Raw genomic sequence first — 20,815 nt, forward strand, 5'->3', positions numbered from 1 at the left:
CCAGGTCATAATAATGACTTGGAAAGCTCTTTTGAATCGAGCATATCTATAATGCTTTGAGCACTTTGCATAGGATGATATTGTGCAATAGTCTCCAGATTCTTTTGTCTGGCTGTGCGAATATCTTGGTATTCATACATTAGCTTATGTACCCATTTCTCGATGACATCGAGCGAGCGGATGTTCTCTCCTAGCCCTAGCGATGTGAAGTATTGAGAGTTCTCTTCTTCTTGTCCAGGAATGGCTAGATGAAATAGCATAGGGATACCTTTGGCTAACCCTTCTGAACAGGTCATACCACCAGGTTTAGTCACAAGAATATCAGATACTTCCATTAACTGATCTATTTCACGAACAAATCCGACGATATGAATGTTTGGGTGTGTATACTGAGAATTTGATTTCATTTTATGAAGTGCCTTATCATTACTGCCAAGGCAGAATATGATTTGAATATGATCACGCCATTGAACAAGATAGTCATTCACCACATCATCGCTAATCATTCCCCATCCGCCTGCCATAACTAACACCGTGGGCATGTCATGAAGATGAAATTTCTCACGAATGCTCTCCTTACTTGGATGCTCCCAGAAGTTAGGATGTATAGGGATTCCCGTGACTTGAATTTTGGATGAGGGAACATTCCTGCGCATCAGTATATTCTTAACTTCAATCGTCGGCACTAGAAACTGATCTACTTCAGGACTTATCCAATTGCCATGTGCATCATAATCGGTAATAACGGTACATAATGGGACGGTTACACCTAAACGTTTCAGACGAGCAATGACGGCATTTGGAATAGGGTGTGTGCAGATAATAATATCTGGACGAAGCTGATTCACCACATTGCCAGAATGGGTATAGAAGATACGATGGAGTGCGAGCGTTGTTAGACGATTCAAGGATTTCTTATACTGGGATTTATACATCATCCCAAATAGCCTTGGTTGTGACGTAAGGGTCTTCTTATATGCTGTTATGATTAACGGTGCGACTCTAGGATTCAGGAAGCTACCGAGTTCCATCACTTTCGTGTTTATATCCGGTGATAGTCTGCGAAGACTGCTTGAAAGTGCATAGGCTGCTTGAGTATGTCCTGTACCAAAACCTTCGGATAATAATAACACTCTTTTTTTAATCAATGTTCATTCACCTATTCCTACAGGGTTTGCCATATCATAACCATATCCAGTTTATGACCATATTGCAACAGTTATAGCTGCTACGGAAGTACCGATGGCGGCTCCTGCTAGAACATCTGAAGGATAGTGAAGTCCAAGATAAATTCTAGAGAAACCAACTAATATGCTCAGACTAAGAAATAACGGCATCATTTCCGGAAACGCTATACAGAATGGAATGGCTGTAGAAAAGCTTGCAGTCGTATGACCCGATGGAAAGGAATGATCACTCAAAGGGTTTCGGAATGTGTGCGTTTCTGGTAAAGCAAGATAAGGTCTGATTCGTGGGTAAAGCTTCTTAGCGATAGCCACTGGAATATGACTTAGCGCAAGTGCTACGGCTGCTTGTGAGGCAACAACACTCCATAAAGGTGGACCAAAAGCCCATACTAATAGACAGATACTGATTGTAAATGTAGCCCCACCTAAATAAGTGAGGTAAAACAGCACAAGGTTCAGGAATCGATTATGAAGGCGACCATTGATCCATTGAAATAGTTGTTGATCTAATTTTACTAGTTTGTAGGTGAGTTCTTTCATCTGATTGCTCCCCTATGGCTCGAAGCCATGGTATATATTTAAAAGCGGTCATGATCATTATTTTAAAGTTGAACCAATTCTATTGTAACATATTTTCCAATGTCCTTTAAATTTCTTGAGCAAAGTTTGAATTACTGTTGGGTAAAAGATATGATTAATCGCATAATCTAATCGTTTGATTAAATAGTTTTTAATATAATATAACTTTTATGTTGTTCCTTACGTCTGTAAGGATGAAGTTATTTATTTATATAAATGGTTATGAGAATAATAAACGGGATGTGAAACAGAATAAGAAGCATATAGTCGATAAGAGGACATATTCCTCAGAATGATGAAATAGTTACCTTATTATAGCGATAGTGTAGGAAACTTATGATAAGAACAGCTCAAAATGAACGAAACTCTTTTTGACAAACAAGTAAAAAGCGTACATTATTAATACTGCTCTTATCATTAAAGACTAGGCAAGCCTTAGGGTCAAAGGTAAAACTAGCAATAGAATTAAGATTGATAGTCAATCCATAGAGATAAAATAGAGGTCATTGTAACAAGTACAAGGCATTTAGAGAAAAAAGATGCTAAGGGTTAAAAAAGGGGGCTTTAAAGATGGTTTTAGATTCTATATTTGTAACGATTCAAGTCATTTTGGCTTTTGTCGGTTTGTACCAGTTTGCATTTTCTTTATTCGGTCTGCGTAGAAATAAAAAGAAGCAAATATTTGCACCGAATAAATCATTTGCAGTTCTAGTCGCAGCTCATAATGAAGAGCAGGTCGTTGGAGCACTTATGGACAATCTGAAAAATTTGGATTATCCGAGTGAATTATATGACGTATTCGTTATCTGTGATAACTGTACGGATAGTACGGCATCCATCGTTCGAGAGCACGGGATGAATGCTTGTGTGCGTACGAATAAGAACCTTCGTGGTAAAGGTTATGCCATTGAATGGATGTTGAAGGAACTTTGGAGCCTTCCACGTCAATATGACGCAGTGGTCATGTTTGATGCAGATAATTTGGCAGCGCCGAATTTTCTAAGTGAAATGAACAATGATCTGAATTCAGGTGCACGTGTTATTCAGGGGTATATCGATACAAAGAATCCAGAAGACTCATGGATCACTGCAGCTTATGGTATTTCATATTGGTATATCAATCGTTTGTGGCAACTATCTCGTCACAATATGAATATGGCGAACTTTTTGGGCGGAACGGGTATGTGTTTTGAAACGAAGTTGTTGAAGGAAATGGGTTGGGGTGCTACCAGTTTGGTTGAAGACCTTGAATTTACCATGCGAAGCGTACAAAACGGTGTGTATCCGAGGTTTAATTATGATGCTAAGGTCTTTGACGAGAAGCCACTTACTTTTAAAGCATCATCGAGACAACGACTACGTTGGATGCAAGGACATTTTACCGTAGCGCGTAAATATTTCTTCCCATTGTTGTGGCAAAGTATCAAAGAAAGAAGCCTTGTGAAATTCGATTTAGCTTTATATGGCGTTAATGTATATATTGTACTTCTGACATTTATCATGACAGGGGCGTTATTCGTGGATATGGCCTTCTTTAACGGTCCTAACATTGCGAATATCTATGGATACTTACCTGTATGGCTGAGTGTTGTAGCTGTAGCTGCGAATATACTTACCTTCTTTGCTGCAATGGCATTAGAGAGGGTTACCTTTAAAAAGGTGTATTTATATCTCGTGTTCTTCCCGATCTATCTTATATCTTGGTATCCAATTACGGTTTATGCTTTCTTCACACAAAACAATAAGCAATGGAGTCACACGGAACATACTCGTGTGATTCGCATGGAAGAAGTAGTTCAAAGTAAGCAAGCATAGAAATAAATCTTGACAATGGGTATGTCTAAATGATATATTATTTTAGCGTGTTAAATGAATATTTGGATTTAAGAAGAAGCACCAGCTTCTCACCTGCCCAATACCTATTGGCTGGTTATTGATCCAATTGATTTGTGAATGTTATATTTCATGGATAATTGATCATAAGGATGCTGGGTGATAAACCAGCATCCTTTTATTTTGTTTTAATTGAAATTAATTTGGAGGTGGACGGTTATCAGTAAGGAACATATGATCAATGACGAAATTCGGGCCAAAGAGGTCCGCTTGGTGGGAGCAGAGGGAGAACAAATTGGTATAACGCCAATTCGTGAAGCACTGCAGATGGCAACGGATCTTAATCTCGATTTGGTAAATGTAGCTCCTCAGGCTAAACCGCCGGTGTGCCGCATCATGGATTACGGTAAGTTCCGTTATGAACAGCAGAAGAAAGAAAAAGAAGCTCGTAAGAATCAGAAAATTGTAGATACCAAAGAAGTATGGTTCCGTGCAAACATTGATGAGCATGATTACCAAACAAAACTTCGTAATGTCGTAAAGTTCTTAAAAGAAGGCGACAAGGTAAAATGCTCTGTGCGTTTCCGTGGACGTGAAATTGCACACGCAAGCATCGGACAAAAGATTCTGGAGCGTGTTAGAGAAGAAGTAGCTGAACACTCTAGTGTTGAGCGTTTCCCGAAGCTTGAAGGTCGCAGTATGATTATGATATTGGCTCCTAAAGCTCAATAATCCCGAGGAGGAACTATTATGCCTAAAATGAAAACACACAGCAGTCTTAAAGCTCGCTTCAAGATTACAGGAACAGGTAAAGTTATGCGCTATAAAGCATTCAAAAACCACCTATTGTCACATAAATCTGCACGTCAAAAGCGTGTACTTGGAACGAATCCAACAATGGCACCAGGTGACGTAAAACGCTTGAAACAAGGATTATCTAACTTGAAATAATTAACAACATTTATTTGGGAGGTTTACTAATATGGCAAGAGTAAAAGGCGGATTTGTCGTTCGTCGTAGACATAAGAAAGTATTGAAACTCGCTAAAGGTTATTTTGGATCGAAACATCGTATTTTTAAAACAGCAAATGAGCAAGTCATGAAATCATTGGTTTATGCATACCGTGATCGTCGCCAAACGAAGCGTAACTTCCGTAGATTATGGATTGTACGTATCAATGCGGCTGCACGTTTGAACGGATTGTCATACAGTAAGCTAATGCATGGTTTGAGATTAGCTGGTGTAGATATCAACCGCAAGATGCTTGCTGATCTAGCTGTTCATGATATCACATCATTTAACTCTATTGCTTCTGTTGCTAAAGAGAAAATTAACGCTTAATTGATTAAGCGATATACAACAAACCCAATGTCTATATGGCATTGGGTTTGTTGTATATTGGTTGATTATGAAATTGGGCGAAAGAACAAACGGGTAATCAAGGTTTAGAATAGACTGTATGGAAAGCAAGAGAAGGAGGGAGAATATGAAACATACGGTTATGCAACGTATCCTAAGGGATCCTTCTTTTGATAGATAAGGTCTTATCGGTTAATAGATGAGTGACTTTTCCATCTGATAGTACTTTGAAGAAGTGTGCATTTTGCTGATCTTATATCCTAATTTCTTGTAGAAATTCAGACCGTTAATATTTACAATATCTACCATTACTTTAGACCGCTTGCATCCGCGTGACCTAGCAAATTGTTCAGCGTGGACCATCATGAGATTTCCCCAACGTTTACGTTTAGCAGCGGGTGCAACGGCTAACATGTCGATATATAGCAAGTCACCATGTAACATGAAGTGTACAAAGCCCAATGGGTCGTCCTCATAATATACAGAGGCGACAAGCGTCACGCCATGTGATAAACGTTGCAGTATGTTGTTCTTGATTTCAGTGATTTCTGTTGTGCTTAGGTTCGATAATGGGACAAGCTCGGTTTCAATTAAATGAATGATGACGATATCATCTTGCTTAGGTCGTCTATAGCGGATCATCCTTCATTTCCCCCTTCCCTATGCAGTTTATGATGAGTGAATCCAATTCATCATATGTTCATTAAGGGGCTATGTGTGCTTCGTATGAACAAGTAATTTGGTTATTCACATGGTATATTGAATAAATTATTATTAGGAAGGGTATTGACTATACAGGTAGATGAATCATATAATACGAGTAACATTTTAACGAGTATATGTCATCAGCTATGAAGAGGACGAAGTTTTAAGGGCTCTATTGTTCAGAGAGTGTGAGGATCTGCTGCAACCTCCACCAAAATCCCTTATATACGAGCTCACCTCGGAGCTATCCTCCTGAAAGGCAATAGTGCTTAATAGGGAGTATCGATTAGTCAACGTTATAGACTACAGGTATGTTTATTTATACTTGGCAAGGCTTTGTATTGCGAAATACATAGCAAACATGGGTGGTACCACGGAGGATTCAACCTTTCGTCCCTCACACAGAGATAGGTCTGTTGTGGGGGACGGAAGGTTTTTTTGCTACAAAATAATGATAATCTTGATAGGAGGAAGACGGATGAGTGAGAATAAAACTGAACTGACGTCGATCGAGCAATTACGAAAGAAATGGATGAAGCCGGAAGTCATTAGCGGCTCAGAAATATTGTTGCGTAGCCTTCTTCTGGAAGATGTGGAATGTGTCTTTGGTTATCCGGGTGGGGCTGTGTTATACATCTACGATGCTATGTATAATTATAAAGAATTTAAGCACTTGTTGACACGACATGAGCAAGGAGCCATTCATGCTGCAGACGGTTATGCAAGAGCAAGTGGTAAAGTAGGGGTGTGTATTGCAACTTCTGGTCCAGGAGCAACCAATTTAGTAACGGGGATTGCTACAGCATATATGGATTCCGTACCTATGGTGGTAATCACGGGTAACGTGGCTACGAGCTTGATCGGAACCGATGCATTTCAAGAAGCAGACATTACCGGTATAACGTTACCCATCACGAAACACAGCTACTTGGTAAGAGATGTTAATGATTTGCCAAGAGTCATCCATGAAGCATTCCATATCGCGAATACAGGACGCAAGGGCCCAGTATTGATCGATATTCCTAAAGATGTATCCGCTGCAATGACGCTATTCAAACCAAATGATACAGCTAACGTGCGTGGCTACAACCCATGTACTGTACCTAACAAGATACAATTGGATAAGCTTGTAACTGCAATAAATGAAGCGAAAAGACCTTATATACTAGCAGGTGGTGGAGTAATCTATGGTGGAGCACATGATGAGTTATTCGAATTCGCCACACGTACAGAGATTCCGATTACAACGACGCTTCTAGGATTAGGAGCTTTTCCAAGCGGTCATGATTTATGGACGGGTATGCCAGGAATGCATGGAACGTATGCTTCGAACAATGCGATTCAACAATGCGATCTGCTAATTAATATAGGTGCTCGATTCGATGATCGTGTAACTGGGAAACTGAATGGTTTTGCACCACATGCTAAGATTGTCCATATTGATATCGATCCTGCGGAAATTGGGAAGAATGTAGCGGTAGATATCCCGATTGTAGGCGATGTTAAGACAGTTCTTCAGATGCTGAATCCTATGATCAAACGTGCGGATGAAGCGGATGAGTGGAGAACACTAGTTGCAGAGTGGAAAAAGGAATACCCTTTCAGATATACAGACTCGGAAGAAGTATTGAAACCGCAGTGGGTTATTGAAATGTTAAATGAAACGACCAAAGGTGAAGCGATAGTCACAACAGATGTTGGACAACATCAAATGTGGGCAGCACAGTATTATAAATTCAATCATCCAAGATCATGGATTACTTCGGGTGGATTAGGAACGATGGGCTATGGACTACCGTCAGCCATCGGCGCTCAAATGGCACAACCTGAACGTCTAGTTATCTCCATTAATGGGGATGGTGGAATTCAAATGTGTTCACAAGAACTAGCTATTTGTGCAATTAACAATATTCCTGTTAAGATTGTAATCATTAACAATCAAGTGCTGGGTATGGTGAGACAATGGCAAGAATTAATATATAATAATCGATATAGTCATATTGACCTTGCTGGAAGTCCAGATTTTGTGAAACTAGCTGAAGCATATGGCGTAAAGGGACTTCGGGCAACGACCAAGGAAGAAGCGAGAAAAGCTTGGCAAGAAGCGCTTGATACTCCAGGTCCGGTTTTATTGGATTTTGTTGTTAATAAGGATGAAAATGTATACCCGATGGTAACTCAAGGATCGACCATTGATCAAATGTTGATGGGGGATGAGTAATATGTATACGAAACATACGGTATCCATACTTGTAAATGACCAGCCAGGTGTACTGCAGAGAGTTTCGGGACTTTTTGGAAGACGTGGATTCAATATCGAAAGTATTACGGTAGGTCAATCAGAAGAAGCTGGCTTGTCCCGAATGATCGTGGTAACGATGGGCGACGACAAGACGTTGGAACAAATTGAGAAGCAGTTATACAAGCTAATTGATGTCATCAAAGTTATTAATTTGGGTTCCAAGCCTATGGTAGGTCGAGAGTTGGCTTTAATCAAAGTAAATGCGGAGACGACACAACGTCCAGAGATAATCGGAGTAGTGGAAACTTTCCGTGCATCGATCGTGGACATTGGTTCGAATAGTCTGATGGTTCAAGTGGTTGGAGATTCAAGTAAAATTGATGCTATGATTGAATTGTTATCCCCTTACGGCATTCGCGAGTTGTCTCGCACTGGCGTAACAGCTATGACCCGTGGTAATGCATAATACGATTATGAAATAAATGCCCACTTTTAAAGAGCGGGCGTTTGAGAGATTCACCGGAATGAAAGTGTGTGAATCTTTGGAACACCCGTTCTTTAAAGATATTGTTAAAATGGTTGTGCAATCATTTTGATTTTATCATGGAGGGTTCTTTTAAAAATAAAGGAGGACTTATAAACATGGCAGTTACAACTTATTATGAGCAAGACGCAGATCTTAACGTATTAAAAGGGAAAACAGTAGCGGTGATTGGATATGGTAGCCAAGGACATGCACAAGCACAAAACCTACGGGATAGTGGTGTGAATGTTGTTATCGGACTTCGTGAAGGTAAATCTTCTGTGAAAGCTAAAAATGATGGCTTCGAGGTTCTTTCAGTAGCTGACGCGACTCGTCGTGCAGACGTTATACAAATTCTTATGCCTGATGAAACTCAAGCATCTGTATATAACAATGAGATCCAACCTAATCTTAAGCCTGATGCAACATTGATGTTCTCTCATGGTTTCAACGTTCATTTTGGACAAATTGTTGCACCTAAAGGTAATGATGTGCTTCTAGTAGCACCTAAATCTCCAGGTCATATGGTACGTCGTACGTATGAAGAAGGATTCGGAGTTCCAGGATTAATCGCAATTGAGCAAGATGCAACAGGTAGAGCGAAAGAAATTGGTCTAGCTTACGCTAAAGGAATTGGTTGTACTCGCGCTGGTGTTATTGAGACATCATTCCGTGAAGAGACAGAAACGGATCTATTCGGTGAGCAAGCTGTTCTATGTGGTGGTGTAACTGCATTGATCAAAGCAGGATTCGAAACGTTAACTGAAGCTGGTTATGCACCTGAAATGGCATACTTCGAATGTCTACATGAAATGAAATTGATCGTAGACATGATTTATGAAGGTGGAATGGCTAGTATGCGTGATTCTATCTCGAATACAGCAGAATACGGTGATTATGTTACAGGATCACGTGTAATTACGGATGAGACCAAGAAAGCAATGAAAGAAGTATTGAATGATATTCAACAAGGTAAATTCGCACGTGACTTTATTCTTGAGAATCAATCTAACAATGCATTCATGAATGCAACACGCCGTAATGAAGCGAATCATCCGATCGAAGTGGTTGGAGCACAATTACGTGAAATGATGCATTGGAGCAAGAAGTAATACAACGGTTAACTGTTTTTTTGTGAGCTCCATACTTTAAGACGGTGTAGTAATAAAGCTATGAAAGTATTCCAATGCGGTCGTGCACATATGCGTGATCCGTATTGGATATTTTTAAATTACAAATTATACTTATCAAGGAGGTGTCGGTTATGCGGAAAATATATATTTTTGACACGACACTAAGGGATGGGGAACAATCTCCCGGTGTGAACTTGAATGCACGTGAGAAAGTAGAAATTGCACTTCAGCTTGAAAGATTAGGTATTGATCGGATGGAGGCAGGATTTCCAGCGGCATCCCCTGGCGACCTCGCGGCTGTAAATGCCGTTGCTAGAGCTATAAAGAATGTATCTGTTGTAGGACTTAGCCGATCACGAGAGTCTGATATTGACGCTGTTCGTGAGGCGTTAAAAGGGGCTCAAGATCCTTGTATACACATCTTCTTAGCGACCTCGCCTATACATCGGAAGCATAAATTACGGATGGAAAAGTCGCAGGTGCTAGAAACCGCACAAGCTGCTCTAAGGTATGCAAGTAAATATTTCCCTAAAATTGAATTCTCCCTGGAAGATGCCGGGCGTACGGAATATGACTTCATGGCTGAAATGGTTGCAATGGCAATCAAAGAAGGTGCTTCTGTCGTAAATATTCCAGATACCGTGGGATACTTAAATCCTGCTGAATACGGAGCAATATTTAAATATCTCAAAGAGAACGTTCCAGACATTGAGAAGGTTCAATTAAGTGCACACTGCCATAATGATCTAGGAATGGCTACTGCAAATACATTAGCGGCCATTCAGAATGGTGCTGATCAGATTGAAGGGACGATTAATGGGATTGGCGAACGAGCTGGAAATACGGCAATTGAGGAAGTGGCCATGGCATTAGCTACCCGGGAATCTTTCTTTAATGCTACAACGACACTTCAGTTGACGGAGATCGCTCGAACTAGTCGCTTAGTGAGTAAATTGACAGGAATGATTGTCCCTGGCAACAAAGCCATTGTGGGTGCAAATGCGTTCGCACATGAATCGGGAATTCACCAAGATGGCATGCTGAAAGAAAAGACGACATACGAAATCATGACTCCTGAATCCATTGGTCTAAAGGAAAGCAAGCTTGTACTAGGTAAACATTCAGGCCGTCATGCATTCCGTGATAAGTTGATAGACCTAGGTTATGAACTTGAAGATCAACGATTAAATGATACGTTTGCTAAATTCAAAGATCTTGCTGATAAGAAAAAAGAAGTGTCTGATGATGATTTGTTGGCGTTGTTGGAAGAGAAGCTTGTGGATACGCCAGAAATTTTCAAGCTTGAGACTATTTATGTCACGTATGGTAATGAGTCTGTTCCTACAGCAAAAGTTCGCATTGTGAGAGAACAGCAACATGTCCTTATCGAAGAGGCAGAAGGTAATGGATCCGTAGATGCTATCTATAATGCCATCGACAAAGCGACACAAGAAGCTGTCACGCTGGACGATTACTCCATAAAGTCTGTTTCCCACGGGAAGGATGCGCTTGGAGAAGTTCATGTCGTATTGACACAGAATGATGTGTCTGCACAGGGACGCGGGTTAAGTACGGATATTCTAGAAGCTAGTGCTAGAGCTTATGTAGATGCATTAAATGAGCTATTAGATAAGCGGACATCCTATCGAAATCGTGAAAAAGTGAATTTATAACCCATTTCGTATATTGATTAATAAATGCAGGACTGCAAGATTTATAAATTGCAGTGCCTGCATTTTGTTTGTCATCATTGTTGGACTTATAGGCGAAAGCTATCAATCTCATAGATTCTATATCTTTGTCAAATCAGCTGAAAGTGTGATACAACAATATATAGGTGAAAGACAACCGTGTAAATTATAAAAGAGGAGCGATATACATGTCAGATGTAAAAAAGATTGCAGTCCTTCCGGGAGATGGAATTGGACCAGAAGTTGTTGGAGAAGCTTTAAAAGTATTGAAAAAAACAGAAGAACTTTTTGGTTATAAATTTGAAACGGATGAGGCTCTTTTTGGCGGTATCGCAATCGATGAAATGGGTACTCCACTTCCAAAGGAAACATTGGAACTATGTCAAGCGTCAGATGCAGTGCTATTAGGCGCTGTTGGTGGTCCGAAATGGGATAGTAACCCTGGTGACCTTCGTCCTGAAACTGGTTTACTAGGTATTCGTAAAGCACTTGGTCTATTCTCTAATATCCGTCCTGCAACAGTATTTGATTGTTTGAAGGATGCATCAACATTGAAGCCAGAAGTGCTTGAAGGAACTGATCTTATCGTTGTACGTGAGCTAACTGGCGGTATCTACTTCGGTGAGAAATTCCGTCGTGAAACTGAATTTGGTATTGAAGCTGTTGATACATGTGCTTACAATGAAATGGAAATTACACGTATTGTTCGCCAAGCGTTTGACATCGCTATGACTCGTGACAAACGTCTTGCATCTGTTGATAAAGCCAACGTTCTTGAATCTTCTCGTCTATGGCGTGAAGTTGTCATCAAGATATCAGCTGATTATCCTGAAGTTGAACTAGAACACATATTAGTTGATAACTGTGCAATGCAGTTGCTTCGTCGTCCTTCTAGTTTTGATGTTATCGTAACTGAAAATATGTTTGGAGATATTCTATCTGATGAAGCTGCAATGCTTACTGGTTCGATCGGCATGCTTTCTTCCGCTTCTTTAGGCGAAGGTAGCTTTGGCTTGTATGAGCCGGTACATGGTTCAGCGCCCGATATTGCTGGACAAGGTATATCCAATCCAGTCGCAACAATACTTTCTGTAGCATTGATGTTCCGTCTTACATTTGGTTATCATGATGCAGCACAGTCTATTGAAGATGCTGTGAAAGAAGTTCTTGATGCCGGTCACCGTACTAGTGATATCGCAGTTGATAAGAGCCAGGCAATTGGAACGACAGCAATGGGTGATCTAATTGTTGCTGCAATGAAAAAATAAGTTAATTATAATTACTATAAATAAATACTCCTTATAATCTTGACATTGATTTAGGTGAATGATAACATTTGTAATGTAGCATTCAACGTAGATAAGTTGAGACATTAGATTAGAGAAGTTAGTATTTCTCTTACATATTATAAGGAGGAATTAGATTATGGCAGAACGTTTAGTAGGTAAAGCAGCACCGGATTTTACAATGGAAATAGTATCAGGTGATGGTAAGGATTTCGGTAAAGTAAGCTTATCCGATTATCGTGGTAAATGGCTTGTATTCTTCTTCTATCCATTGGACTTCACATTTGTATGTCCTACTGAAATTACAGCATTAAGTGATGCTTATGCTCAATTTAAGATTTTGGATGCAGAAGTATTAGGTGCAAGTACAGATTCTATCCACAGCCACAAAGCATGGTTGACTACACCTAAAGACTCCAATGGCCTAGGTAACATTAACTTCCCATTGGCTTCAGATATCACCAAAAAGGTAGCTAGCGATTATGGTATCCTTATCGAAGAAGAAGGTATTGCACTTCGTGGATTATTCATTATCGATCCAGAAGGTGAATTGAAATATCAAGTCGTTAATCACAATGATGTCGGACGTAGCGTAGAAGAAACCATTCGTGTTCTACAAGCTCTCCAATCGGGTGGCTTATGTGCAATGAATTGGAAGCCAGGCGATAAGAATCTTAAGGGGTAAGTACAAGCCTTTTAAATCATAGTCCTTTACAATGATATGCCCCTTATCTGGCTAGATAGTGCCACGTAGGGGGTATTTTGCTAACAAAACAGATAATGATCAATCTTATGATTGGTTAGGTTAATTTTGGGTAAAAAGAAGGTATGGTTTATCTGGATAACGAATATTTTATAACAAGATATAGCAAAACGAGGAGGGTGAGCGATCATGAGTTTTTGCTGCGGAGCAAGTATGGTTGGTACAAAAGGAACCCTGAAGCATTATCGAACTCAAGTGCATAACGTTCCACTTCTCCTATGTCCGGTTTGCCAAAGGGTTGAAGTTCATTACAAAGTAGAAAATGAATATGAGATTCTGGCAGAATATGCTCATGGAGACGGCGCATTTGAGGTTGACTTCCAAGATTATGTAACAGAAGATGAGTCGGCTATATTTGAGAATGTTGTTAATCAGGAGACGGAAGACCCGCATAGTCTTGTTCAGAATCAAATTGATATGGCTTTGGATCTACTCGTTGTCGCCAAACAGGTTGATGATGAGAAATGGGCTAGGGAACTTAAAACTAGACTAGCAGTGATGAGTCAACGAAGAATTCGTCTTCAACAAAAGACTTAGAATAACTGGATATTATGATGTATGGAAGAAGGAATTCGCAACAGCGAAGTCCTTCTTTTTTTTGTTTTATTACGATTATTAAAAGTATCCCATTTTATTCTATTTTTCGACAGTATCTCTGATTGACGATATTCTATTTGTTTGTCTATGATGAATATAGCATAAATGTTGGAAGGAAATAGTGCATTCTTTTCATTTGATTTAGTTGGTTTTGGGTGTAGAGGAGGAAAAAAGTTGAGATGTGTCCAAGATACAATATTTAAGTCCCTTCATGATTTTCAAATCCCACTACAATTAAAGGATAGGTATGAGAATATATTGGAACATCTAGATTGTGGGATTATTCTCTTTAACGCAAGTGGAAGAATAAGGTACATTAATATGAAGATGGCTAGAATCTTTGAAGTGTCAAGTTCATCATTAATTGGCTGTTCATTAACTCAACTATTGCGTCACCAGCACTTAAATCGATCAACGAAGAGAAGATTGCTAAGTATTTATAAAGAAGCGATATTTAATCGCAAGGCTAATCATGAACTCTGTGATAATGAAGGGCGTCATTGGCTTATTAATATCACCTATGGTGAAGATATGGATGGTGACTTCTTATTTAGCGCAAAGGATGTCACGAATTATAAGAAGATGGAAGAGTCCGCATATCAGAATGATAAACTAGCGATGTTAGGTAAAATATCAGCCTCTATTGCACATGAAATTCGAAATCCATTAACATCGATCCGTGGCTTTATGCAATTATTAAGATCTGAATTAAAGCAACTAGGGAAAGATGAATATGCCAAGATTATTCTCTCGGAGATTGACCGTGCAAATGATATCATCTCTGAATTTCTCAATTCTTCCAAACCATCTATGCCGAACAAAACGATTGTAAATGTCTCATCCTTGTTGAACCAAGTGATTCTTCTGTCAGAGAGTGAAGCATTAATGAAAGGATGCCAGATATTCCTCCATAATGTACAAGGATTTGCATTCATCTTGGTTGATATGAAGCAGATCAAGCAAGTCTTACTCAATATTATTAAAAATGCCATGGATGCGATGGATGATGTGGTAAAAAGTGACGGAGGAAAGATTGAAGTTTATACGAGCATGGTCGATGATCATGTTAGAATCCACGTATCTGATAATGGTAAAGGGATGGATCGGAACACGATGTTGCGATTATTCGAACCATTCTATACCACAAAGGATAGTGGGACAGGTCTTGGTCTCTCCGTAAGCTATGGCATTATTAATAATCATGGTGGTGTTATATCGGTAGAGAGTGAGGAAGGAAAGGGCACACAATTTATGATATCGCTTCCATGTGCTAAGTAAAGCATGCGATGAAGCATTGAGCTTCAAGATAGATTGGCAAAAGAAGTTATCCGGGGGAGAATAGGGTCATTCTCCGGGATAACTTCTTTTCTTATGTGATTGTATGAGATCAACGTCTTGGATATATCTAAATATGAAGTGAATTTTCTGTGTCTTAACTAAGTGTTTGTTCATAGAATCCTGTTAGAATAGGAAATATATTTCGTGAAAGTATTGACACTAACCCTAAGAAAAAAGTACATTTAAGGCAGGTTGATATTGATACTGGTTATCAATATCAATAAGCGAGAATGATAACTTTTAGAACACTTTTTAGAAATGATTAAATATAAAAGACATTGCTCTAACGAGAGGAGAAATAGATATGCCATTAACAATGCTGGATTTAGGGAAGTCTGCCGTGATTGCTGGCTGTAGATCGAAAGAATCAACGCGAACATTCCTTGAGGGGTTGGGGATTGTACAAGGTTCTTTAATTACAATTATTTCTGAGAATGCAGGCAACTTGATTGTAAATGTGAAAGGATCTCGTTTGGCGCTTTGCAAGGGTGTCGCACAGCAGGTCATGGTTCAGATGTAGCTTGAATAGGGGGATAGAGATGGAAACCACATTAAAAGGATGTAGACCAGGTGATAGAGTGCTAATTGTTAAAGTAGGTGGAGAAGGCGCGGTAAGAAGACGATTAATGGATATGGGTGTTACGCGTGGTGCGGAGATCATCGTTCGAAAGGTAGCTCCAATGGGTGACCCTATTGAAGTGAATATTAGAGGTTATGAGCTAACATTCCGAAAATCAGAAGCTGATAATATATTTATTGAGAAGATTGAACAAGCCTAACCTTATCTTGAAATAGAGGTACATAACTTGTGAATTATTGAGAATCATTCTCGTTTAATGATGTGGAGGGAAATAGGAATGTCGCTTAGATTTGCGCTTGTAGGTAATCCCAACTGTGGGAAAACAACGATGTTTAATGATCTTACCGGAAGTACACAGCATGTGGGTAATTGGCCAGGCGTTACGGTAGAAAAGAAAGAAGGAAAAGCTAGAAAGTTCAAAGAAGATATCAAGATTATCGATCTTCCAGGGATATACTCATTATCTCCTTATTCATTAGAAGAAATCATTGCGAGAAATTATATTTTGGATGAGAAGCCTGACGTCATTATTAACATTGTCGATGCAACCAATATTGAACGCAACCTGTATCTAACAACACAACTTATTGAACTTGGTATTCCGGTTGTTATCGCTCTGAATATGATGGATGCTGTTGAATCTAGAGGTGACCAGATTGATATTGGTAAATTAGAGAAACATCTAGGTGTAACTATTATTCCAACTTCTGCTAACAAAGGAAGAGGGACAAAGGAGTTAATTGAGAAGACGTTAGAGGTATCGAGAAATACAATCGTAGGACAACAAGTGAAACCTACTATTATATTTGATACACACATGGAAAAGTCACTACATGTACTGAGTGACATTCTCGCGAAGCAATACCAAGTGAACCAACCGTCTCGTTGGACAGTAGTGAAACTACTTGAAGGCGATGAAATGATGATGGGAACGGTTCAATCCAATAGCGAGATGATGAAAGAAATCACTACTTCGCGCGGTCAATTAGAAGAATATTATGATAATGATATGGAAACGATCGTAGCAGATCAACGATATAAGTATATTTCCAAAGTGATAGGTCACGCCGTACGAAAAAAAGTAAATACAGGTGGGTTAACCGTATCTGACAAAATAGATAGAATATTAACACATCGGATTTTAGCTATTCCTCTGTTCCTGCTTATCATGTATTTGGTATTTACAATTACGTTCGGGTTCATTGGATCATTCACAATCGACACGATCGATCAATTGATTAATGTGACCTTGGCAGACTTCGTGACGAATTTGTTGCAGAATTTGGGCGCAGCGGAATGGTTAGAATCTTTAATTGTAGGCGGAATTATTGCAGGACTGGGAAGCATTCTCGTGTTTGTACCCCAGATTATGATTTTGTTCTTTTTCCTAGCGCTATTGGAAGATAGCGGATATATGTCTAGAGCCGCATTTATGATGGATCGTTTATTAAGAAAAATAGGGTTAAGTGGTAAATCCTTTATCCCCATGATTATGGGTATTGGATGTAGTGTTCCAGCGATCATGGCAACAAGAACATTAGAGAATGAGAAAGATCGAAGGTTAACGATTATTTTGACACCCTTTATGTCATGTGGTGCTCGATTGCCTGTGTATGCCCTATTTGCAGCGGCATTTTTCGTTGATTCACAAAGCTTAGTGATATTCTCTCTCTATATATTAGGAATGGTTATCGCCATATTATCCGGTATTCTTCTAAGGAAGACTTTATTCAAAGGTGAAGCAGAACCATTTGTCATGGAACTCCCCCCTTATCGGTTACCCACGATAAAAGGGTTAATGATTCATATGTGGGATAAAGGAAAGGGATTTATCAAAAAAGCAGGAACGGTCATATTTGCAGCATCCGTTATCATTTGGTTCGGTCAGACGTTTGACTTCTCATTGCATATGGTTGATGACGTCAGCAATAGCATGTTTGGAGCTGTAGGGTCATTTATCGCACCATTCTTTGCTCCACTTGGTTTCGGTGACTGGAGATCATCTGTCGCGCTTCTGACTGGATTTGTAGCCAAGGAAGCGGTAGTTGCTACGATGGGTATTCTTAATAACGTCGCAGATGCAGGAGAAACATCCACACAGCTTATTGCATCACTTCAGACGTATTTCACGCCATTGAAGGCTTATGCCTTCATGACATTCACGTTATTGTATATGCCGTGTATTGCTGCATTCGCAGCGATAAAACGGGAAATGAACTCTTGGAAATGGACCTTATTTACAGTTGGTTATCAGACAGCTACGGCTTGGATTGTGGCCTTCATCGTCTATCAAGGTGGAAGATTGCTTGGCCTTGGCTGATCTATCTACTTAAATCCATATAGAAAGAAGAGATGATTATGATTAATTGGATTCTTGGAGGACTTATTGTTGTTGCAGTTCTTGTGATTGTTCTAAAAAATATACGGAGTCTTCATAAGGGAGAATCAGCATGCTCAGGATGCTCCCTAAGTGAAACGCCAAGTTGCTCTTGTATACACACGGATACGAAGTAAGAAAGACTCGTATGTAATACTTGTAATGTTCGATTATGCTTCGTTTATATGACTAGCTCTTTACATGGAGTATTTCACTCTAGTATGATGAAGTAATATTGTACAGTTGAGGGGGAGCTAGAAGTATGAAGTTGAATCAATGTAAAATTGTAGATTGCACCATTCGTGATGGGGGTCTTGTGAATAATTGGGACTTCAGTGTCGAGTTCGTCCAAAAACTATATGCAGGCCTAAATGAAGCTGGTGTTGACTATATGGAGATTGGTTATAAGAACTCTCCTAAATTGCTTAAAGGTGCTGAGGAAGCGGGACCTTGGAGATTCCTTGATGATGATTTTCTTCGTAAAGTAATCCCTCAAAAGGGAACGACGAAGCTATCAGCATTAGTGGATATCGGACGTGTAGATGTGAATGACATCCCAGATCGTTCCGAAAGCATGATTGATCTTATTCGAGTGGCTTGTTACATCAAAGATGTAGATAAAGCGCTGCAACTCATTCAGACATTCCACGATCGTGGTTATGAGACGACTATCAATATTATGGCTCTGTCTAATGTTATGGAGAATGAGCTGAATGAAGCATTTGAGATGATTAAGGAAAGTGTTGTAGATATTGTATACGTTGTGGATTCCTATGGAAGCTTAGATCATAAAGATATTGAATTTCTGGTAGAGAAGTTCAAGACACAATTACCGAATAAACGTCTTGGCATCCATGCCCATAATAATCTGCAACTTGCCTTTGCGAATACATTGCTTGCTTCGGAGTGTGGAGTGGAAATGTTAGATGCATCTGTCTATGGTATGGGCCGGGCAGCAGGGAATTGTCCTACGGAGTTACTCGTATCCCAGTTGAAGAATACGAATTACAAGTTGCGTCCTGTATTAGATGTGATTGAACAGCTCATGATTCCTTTGCGTGAGAAGGAAGAATGGGGTTATATTATTCCGTACATGATCACAGGATCACTAGATGAGCATCCACGTTCCGCTATGGCATTAAGAGCGACAGCGGATAAAGATAAATCAGCAGACTTCTATGATAAATTGATGTCTCCTGAAGTGACATTTGAAAAGAAGTAATAGGTTAGTTAGCTATAGGTTATGATCACAACAAGGGTATGAAATGAACGTTCATTTCATACCCTTGTTCTATATCAAAAAAAGTTGCAATCGATGTGGAATGATGATATATTATTATTTGTCCTCAAATGACGAATGTCGCTTGAGTTAAAGAACATGACGGGACGTAGCTCAGCTTGGTAGAGCACCTGGTTTGGGTCCAGGGGGTCGCATGTTCAAATCGTGTCGTCCCGATATCTCATTTAACGTGCGGGTGTAGTTCAATGGTAGAACTTCAGCCTTCCAAGCTGATAGCGTGGGTTCGATTCCCATCACCCGCTTTTAACCGTAAAGCCTCTGAAACCCTTGTGGCGCAAGGGTTTTTTATTTTCGCATTTTTCGACAAACCATTGACTACATTTTTGCCATGGGGCAGATCATAGGGCAATTTTGATGTTTTTTGGATTAAGTACCTCAAGTTTATCTACGACCTCCCGGTTGATGATATCAGATTCATGGGTATATTCAGCGCTCATGTCTAGCTTAGCGTGCCGCAGTCTCTCCTGGATCGTCTTCAGATGGGAGCCAGATTCCCGCAGCAACTCGCCGCGCCGGAAGCCTCCAAGCATACAACCAGTAAAGTATAGCCGCCATCCTATCGCGAGCTTGTAAAGGGCTATCAGTAACTGTTCAACCTCAGTCCATGAATAATGTTTCTTGCGGCTTCCAATCTGTTTACGCTCTTTTTTGCTCTGTCCCGGACGTTTCACACCATCAATAGGATTCGAACTGATTACGCCCCAATCAGTTGCAGCGTCAAATATTGATTTGGCAGCTTTGTAAATATTAAGCTTCGTATTTGTAGCAAGCACCGCACCAGTCTTCTTGTTGGTTAACTCAGCGAAGTAGGTGACCAAGTGCAACGTTGTGATCTTGTCCAGCCGCGTATCGCCGAATTCCTCCATGAGTCGAGTGTCCACGATAGCCATTGTATTCTTTACCGTGTATCCACCCATATTCTGATCGGCATAACCTTTCTTCCATTTAGGGATAAAATCCCGAAACGTGAGCTTGCTATTTTTCCCTTTGCTCGAGATCAGTCCGGACTGCACAGTGTCTTCCCATTTGGCTAGTTCCAGTGTGAGCCACCGATCTGTCTTTGTCTGAGAACGTGAAATTTCTGCTGGCACCTCGACAACCATAGATTTCTTTGGACGGTTGACCTTTGACGGATCTCGAGCTACTAGTTTGTACTTATTACCTCCAAGTGGTTCACTCCAAGCCATTTTCTTCAATTAATCCAAACGTATGTTCTTTTTTTGGGTATATGTAAACGACCTTACAGTCGGAAAGCATGAAGGTTATAGATGTATGTAAAACCTCGATAATTCAAGAGGGACGCCATTTCGCAGTAGAAAAT

The 20,815-nt window shown here is 39.9% G+C and carries 20 protein-coding genes and 2 tRNA genes; 18 read left to right on the top strand and 4 right to left on the bottom strand.

What is annotated here, in order from left to right; all coding sequences use genetic code 11:
• Window positions 1-5 precede the first annotated feature (5 nt).
• Together ACH8E3_RS06890 and ACH8E3_RS06895 are read right to left on the bottom strand one after the other, a co-directional pair.
• Entirely contained in the window at window positions 6-1,148 is a 1,143-nt protein-coding gene (locus ACH8E3_RS06890) for an MGDG synthase family glycosyltransferase (protein ID WP_458631883.1), read from the bottom strand.
• Between the two features lie 51 nt (window positions 1,149-1,199).
• Window positions 1,200-1,727 (bottom strand): phosphatase PAP2 family protein, encoded by a 528-nt coding sequence (locus tag ACH8E3_RS06895; protein ID WP_458631884.1) that lies wholly within the window; start codon window positions 1,725-1,727, stop codon window positions 1,200-1,202.
• A 609-nt stretch (window positions 1,728-2,336) separates the two neighbouring features.
• On the opposite strand from ACH8E3_RS06895, the gene ACH8E3_RS06900 reads away from it, so the two are divergent.
• The 4 genes from ACH8E3_RS06900 (at window position 2,337) to rplT (ending at window position 4,941) form a co-directional block, all read left to right on the top strand.
• On the top strand, window positions 2,337-3,581 hold the full coding sequence (locus ACH8E3_RS06900) for a glycosyltransferase family 2 protein (protein ID WP_458631885.1): 1,245 nt from the start codon (window positions 2,337-2,339) through the stop codon (window positions 3,579-3,581).
• A 252-nt stretch (window positions 3,582-3,833) separates the two neighbouring features.
• A complete protein-coding gene (infC, locus tag ACH8E3_RS06905) occupies window positions 3,834-4,331 on the top strand; it encodes a translation initiation factor IF-3 (RefSeq protein WP_458631886.1) in 498 nt (165 codons plus the stop codon).
• Between the two features lie 18 nt (window positions 4,332-4,349).
• Entirely contained in the window at window positions 4,350-4,550 is a 201-nt protein-coding gene (gene rpmI, locus ACH8E3_RS06910; RefSeq protein ID WP_458631887.1) for a 50S ribosomal protein L35, read from the top strand.
• Window positions 4,551-4,581: 31 nt separating this feature from the next.
• On the top strand, window positions 4,582-4,941 hold the full coding sequence (gene rplT, locus ACH8E3_RS06915) for a 50S ribosomal protein L20 (protein WP_458631888.1): 360 nt from the start codon (window positions 4,582-4,584) through the stop codon (window positions 4,939-4,941).
• A gap of 210 nt (window positions 4,942-5,151) precedes the next feature.
• Here rplT and ACH8E3_RS06920 read toward each other — a convergent pair whose 3' ends face one another.
• Entirely contained in the window at window positions 5,152-5,601 is a 450-nt protein-coding gene (locus tag ACH8E3_RS06920; protein ID WP_458631889.1) for a GNAT family N-acetyltransferase, read from the bottom strand.
• A gap of 541 nt (window positions 5,602-6,142) precedes the next feature.
• On the opposite strand from ACH8E3_RS06920, the gene ilvB reads away from it, so the two are divergent.
• The 14 genes from ilvB (at window position 6,143) to ACH8E3_RS06990 (ending at window position 19,736) form a co-directional block, all read left to right on the top strand.
• Window positions 6,143-7,885, top strand: coding sequence for a biosynthetic-type acetolactate synthase large subunit (gene ilvB / locus ACH8E3_RS06925; RefSeq protein WP_458631890.1), 1,743 nt, complete (start codon window positions 6,143-6,145; stop codon window positions 7,883-7,885).
• A gap of 1 nt (window position 7,886) precedes the next feature.
• Window positions 7,887-8,372, top strand: a complete 486-nt coding sequence (gene ilvN, locus ACH8E3_RS06930) for an acetolactate synthase small subunit (protein ID WP_458631891.1) — start codon at window positions 7,887-7,889, stop codon at window positions 8,370-8,372.
• Window positions 8,373-8,548: 176 nt separating this feature from the next.
• The gene (gene ilvC / locus ACH8E3_RS06935; protein ID WP_458631892.1) at window positions 8,549-9,541 is read left to right on the top strand and encodes a ketol-acid reductoisomerase; all 993 of its coding nucleotides are present in this window, start codon (window positions 8,549-8,551) and stop codon (window positions 9,539-9,541) included.
• A 152-nt stretch (window positions 9,542-9,693) separates the two neighbouring features.
• Window positions 9,694-11,235: a 2-isopropylmalate synthase gene (locus tag ACH8E3_RS06940; RefSeq protein WP_458631893.1), complete on the top strand. Its 1,542-nt coding sequence runs from the start codon at window positions 9,694-9,696 to the stop codon at window positions 11,233-11,235.
• A 206-nt stretch (window positions 11,236-11,441) separates the two neighbouring features.
• Window positions 11,442-12,521, top strand: coding sequence for a 3-isopropylmalate dehydrogenase (gene leuB, locus ACH8E3_RS06945; RefSeq protein WP_458631894.1), 1,080 nt, complete (start codon window positions 11,442-11,444; stop codon window positions 12,519-12,521).
• A gap of 157 nt (window positions 12,522-12,678) precedes the next feature.
• Window positions 12,679-13,224 (top strand): peroxiredoxin, encoded by a 546-nt coding sequence (locus ACH8E3_RS06950; protein ID WP_458631895.1) that lies wholly within the window; start codon window positions 12,679-12,681, stop codon window positions 13,222-13,224.
• Between the two features lie 207 nt (window positions 13,225-13,431).
• A complete protein-coding gene (locus tag ACH8E3_RS06955) occupies window positions 13,432-13,839 on the top strand; it encodes a hypothetical protein (RefSeq protein ID WP_458631896.1) in 408 nt (135 codons plus the stop codon).
• A 255-nt stretch (window positions 13,840-14,094) separates the two neighbouring features.
• Window positions 14,095-15,177, top strand: coding sequence for a two-component system sensor histidine kinase NtrB (locus tag ACH8E3_RS06960; protein WP_458631998.1), 1,083 nt, complete (start codon window positions 14,095-14,097; stop codon window positions 15,175-15,177).
• 364 nt (window positions 15,178-15,541) lie between these two features.
• Complete coding sequence (locus tag ACH8E3_RS06965; protein WP_458631897.1) at window positions 15,542-15,757, top strand: FeoA family protein; 216 nt, start codon at window positions 15,542-15,544, stop codon at window positions 15,755-15,757.
• Window positions 15,758-15,776: 19 nt separating this feature from the next.
• Window positions 15,777-16,016, top strand: coding sequence for a FeoA family protein (locus ACH8E3_RS06970; protein ID WP_458631898.1), 240 nt, complete (start codon window positions 15,777-15,779; stop codon window positions 16,014-16,016).
• A gap of 78 nt (window positions 16,017-16,094) precedes the next feature.
• Complete coding sequence (gene feoB, locus ACH8E3_RS06975; protein WP_458631899.1) at window positions 16,095-18,137, top strand: ferrous iron transport protein B; 2,043 nt, start codon at window positions 16,095-16,097, stop codon at window positions 18,135-18,137.
• A 319-nt stretch (window positions 18,138-18,456) separates the two neighbouring features.
• On the top strand, window positions 18,457-19,416 hold the full coding sequence (locus ACH8E3_RS06980; RefSeq protein WP_458631900.1) for an aldolase catalytic domain-containing protein: 960 nt from the start codon (window positions 18,457-18,459) through the stop codon (window positions 19,414-19,416).
• A 160-nt stretch (window positions 19,417-19,576) separates the two neighbouring features.
• Window positions 19,577-19,650 (top strand) — tRNA-Pro (locus ACH8E3_RS06985).
• A 15-nt stretch (window positions 19,651-19,665) separates the two neighbouring features.
• A tRNA-Gly gene (locus tag ACH8E3_RS06990) sits at window positions 19,666-19,736 on the top strand.
• 96 nt (window positions 19,737-19,832) lie between these two features.
• On the opposite strand, the gene ACH8E3_RS06995 is transcribed toward ACH8E3_RS06990, so the two are convergent.
• A complete protein-coding gene (locus ACH8E3_RS06995) occupies window positions 19,833-20,681 on the bottom strand; it encodes a tyrosine-type recombinase/integrase (RefSeq protein ID WP_458631901.1) in 849 nt (282 codons plus the stop codon).
• Between the last annotated feature and the right edge of the window lie 134 nt (window positions 20,682-20,815).

This window comes from Paenibacillus sp. CMAA1364, assembly GCF_054373195.1.

What these genes read in the sequence shown, in the direction of transcription:
- infC (WP_458631886.1), top strand. Translation starts at nt 3,834, where the DNA reads ATGATCAATGACGAAATTCGGGCCAAAGAGGTCCGCTTGGTGGGAGCA.
- ACH8E3_RS06965 (WP_458631897.1), top strand. Translation starts at nt 15,542, where the DNA reads ATGCCATTAACAATGCTGGATTTAGGGAAGTCTGCCGTGATTGCTGGC.
- ACH8E3_RS06950 (WP_458631895.1), top strand. Translation starts at nt 12,679, where the DNA reads ATGGCAGAACGTTTAGTAGGTAAAGCAGCACCGGATTTTACAATGGAA.
- ilvN (WP_458631891.1), top strand. Translation starts at nt 7,887, where the DNA reads ATGTATACGAAACATACGGTATCCATACTTGTAAATGACCAGCCAGGT.
- ACH8E3_RS06920 (WP_458631889.1), bottom strand. Translation starts at nt 5,601, where the DNA reads ATGATCCGCTATAGACGACCTAAGCAAGATGATATCGTCATCATTCAT.
- ilvB (WP_458631890.1), top strand. Translation starts at nt 6,143, where the DNA reads ATGAGTGAGAATAAAACTGAACTGACGTCGATCGAGCAATTACGAAAG.
- feoB (WP_458631899.1), top strand. Translation starts at nt 16,095, where the DNA reads ATGTCGCTTAGATTTGCGCTTGTAGGTAATCCCAACTGTGGGAAAACA.
- ilvC (WP_458631892.1), top strand. Translation starts at nt 8,549, where the DNA reads ATGGCAGTTACAACTTATTATGAGCAAGACGCAGATCTTAACGTATTA.
- ACH8E3_RS06900 (WP_458631885.1), top strand. Translation starts at nt 2,337, where the DNA reads ATGGTTTTAGATTCTATATTTGTAACGATTCAAGTCATTTTGGCTTTT.
- ACH8E3_RS06980 (WP_458631900.1), top strand. Translation starts at nt 18,457, where the DNA reads ATGAAGTTGAATCAATGTAAAATTGTAGATTGCACCATTCGTGATGGG.
- ACH8E3_RS06995 (WP_458631901.1), bottom strand. Translation starts at nt 20,681, where the DNA reads ATGGCTTGGAGTGAACCACTTGGAGGTAATAAGTACAAACTAGTAGCT.
- rplT (WP_458631888.1), top strand. Translation starts at nt 4,582, where the DNA reads ATGGCAAGAGTAAAAGGCGGATTTGTCGTTCGTCGTAGACATAAGAAA.
- leuB (WP_458631894.1), top strand. Translation starts at nt 11,442, where the DNA reads ATGTCAGATGTAAAAAAGATTGCAGTCCTTCCGGGAGATGGAATTGGA.
- ACH8E3_RS06970 (WP_458631898.1), top strand. Translation starts at nt 15,777, where the DNA reads ATGGAAACCACATTAAAAGGATGTAGACCAGGTGATAGAGTGCTAATT.
- rpmI (WP_458631887.1), top strand. Translation starts at nt 4,350, where the DNA reads ATGCCTAAAATGAAAACACACAGCAGTCTTAAAGCTCGCTTCAAGATT.
- ACH8E3_RS06940 (WP_458631893.1), top strand. Translation starts at nt 9,694, where the DNA reads ATGCGGAAAATATATATTTTTGACACGACACTAAGGGATGGGGAACAA.
- ACH8E3_RS06955 (WP_458631896.1), top strand. Translation starts at nt 13,432, where the DNA reads ATGAGTTTTTGCTGCGGAGCAAGTATGGTTGGTACAAAAGGAACCCTG.
- ACH8E3_RS06895 (WP_458631884.1), bottom strand. Translation starts at nt 1,727, where the DNA reads ATGAAAGAACTCACCTACAAACTAGTAAAATTAGATCAACAACTATTT.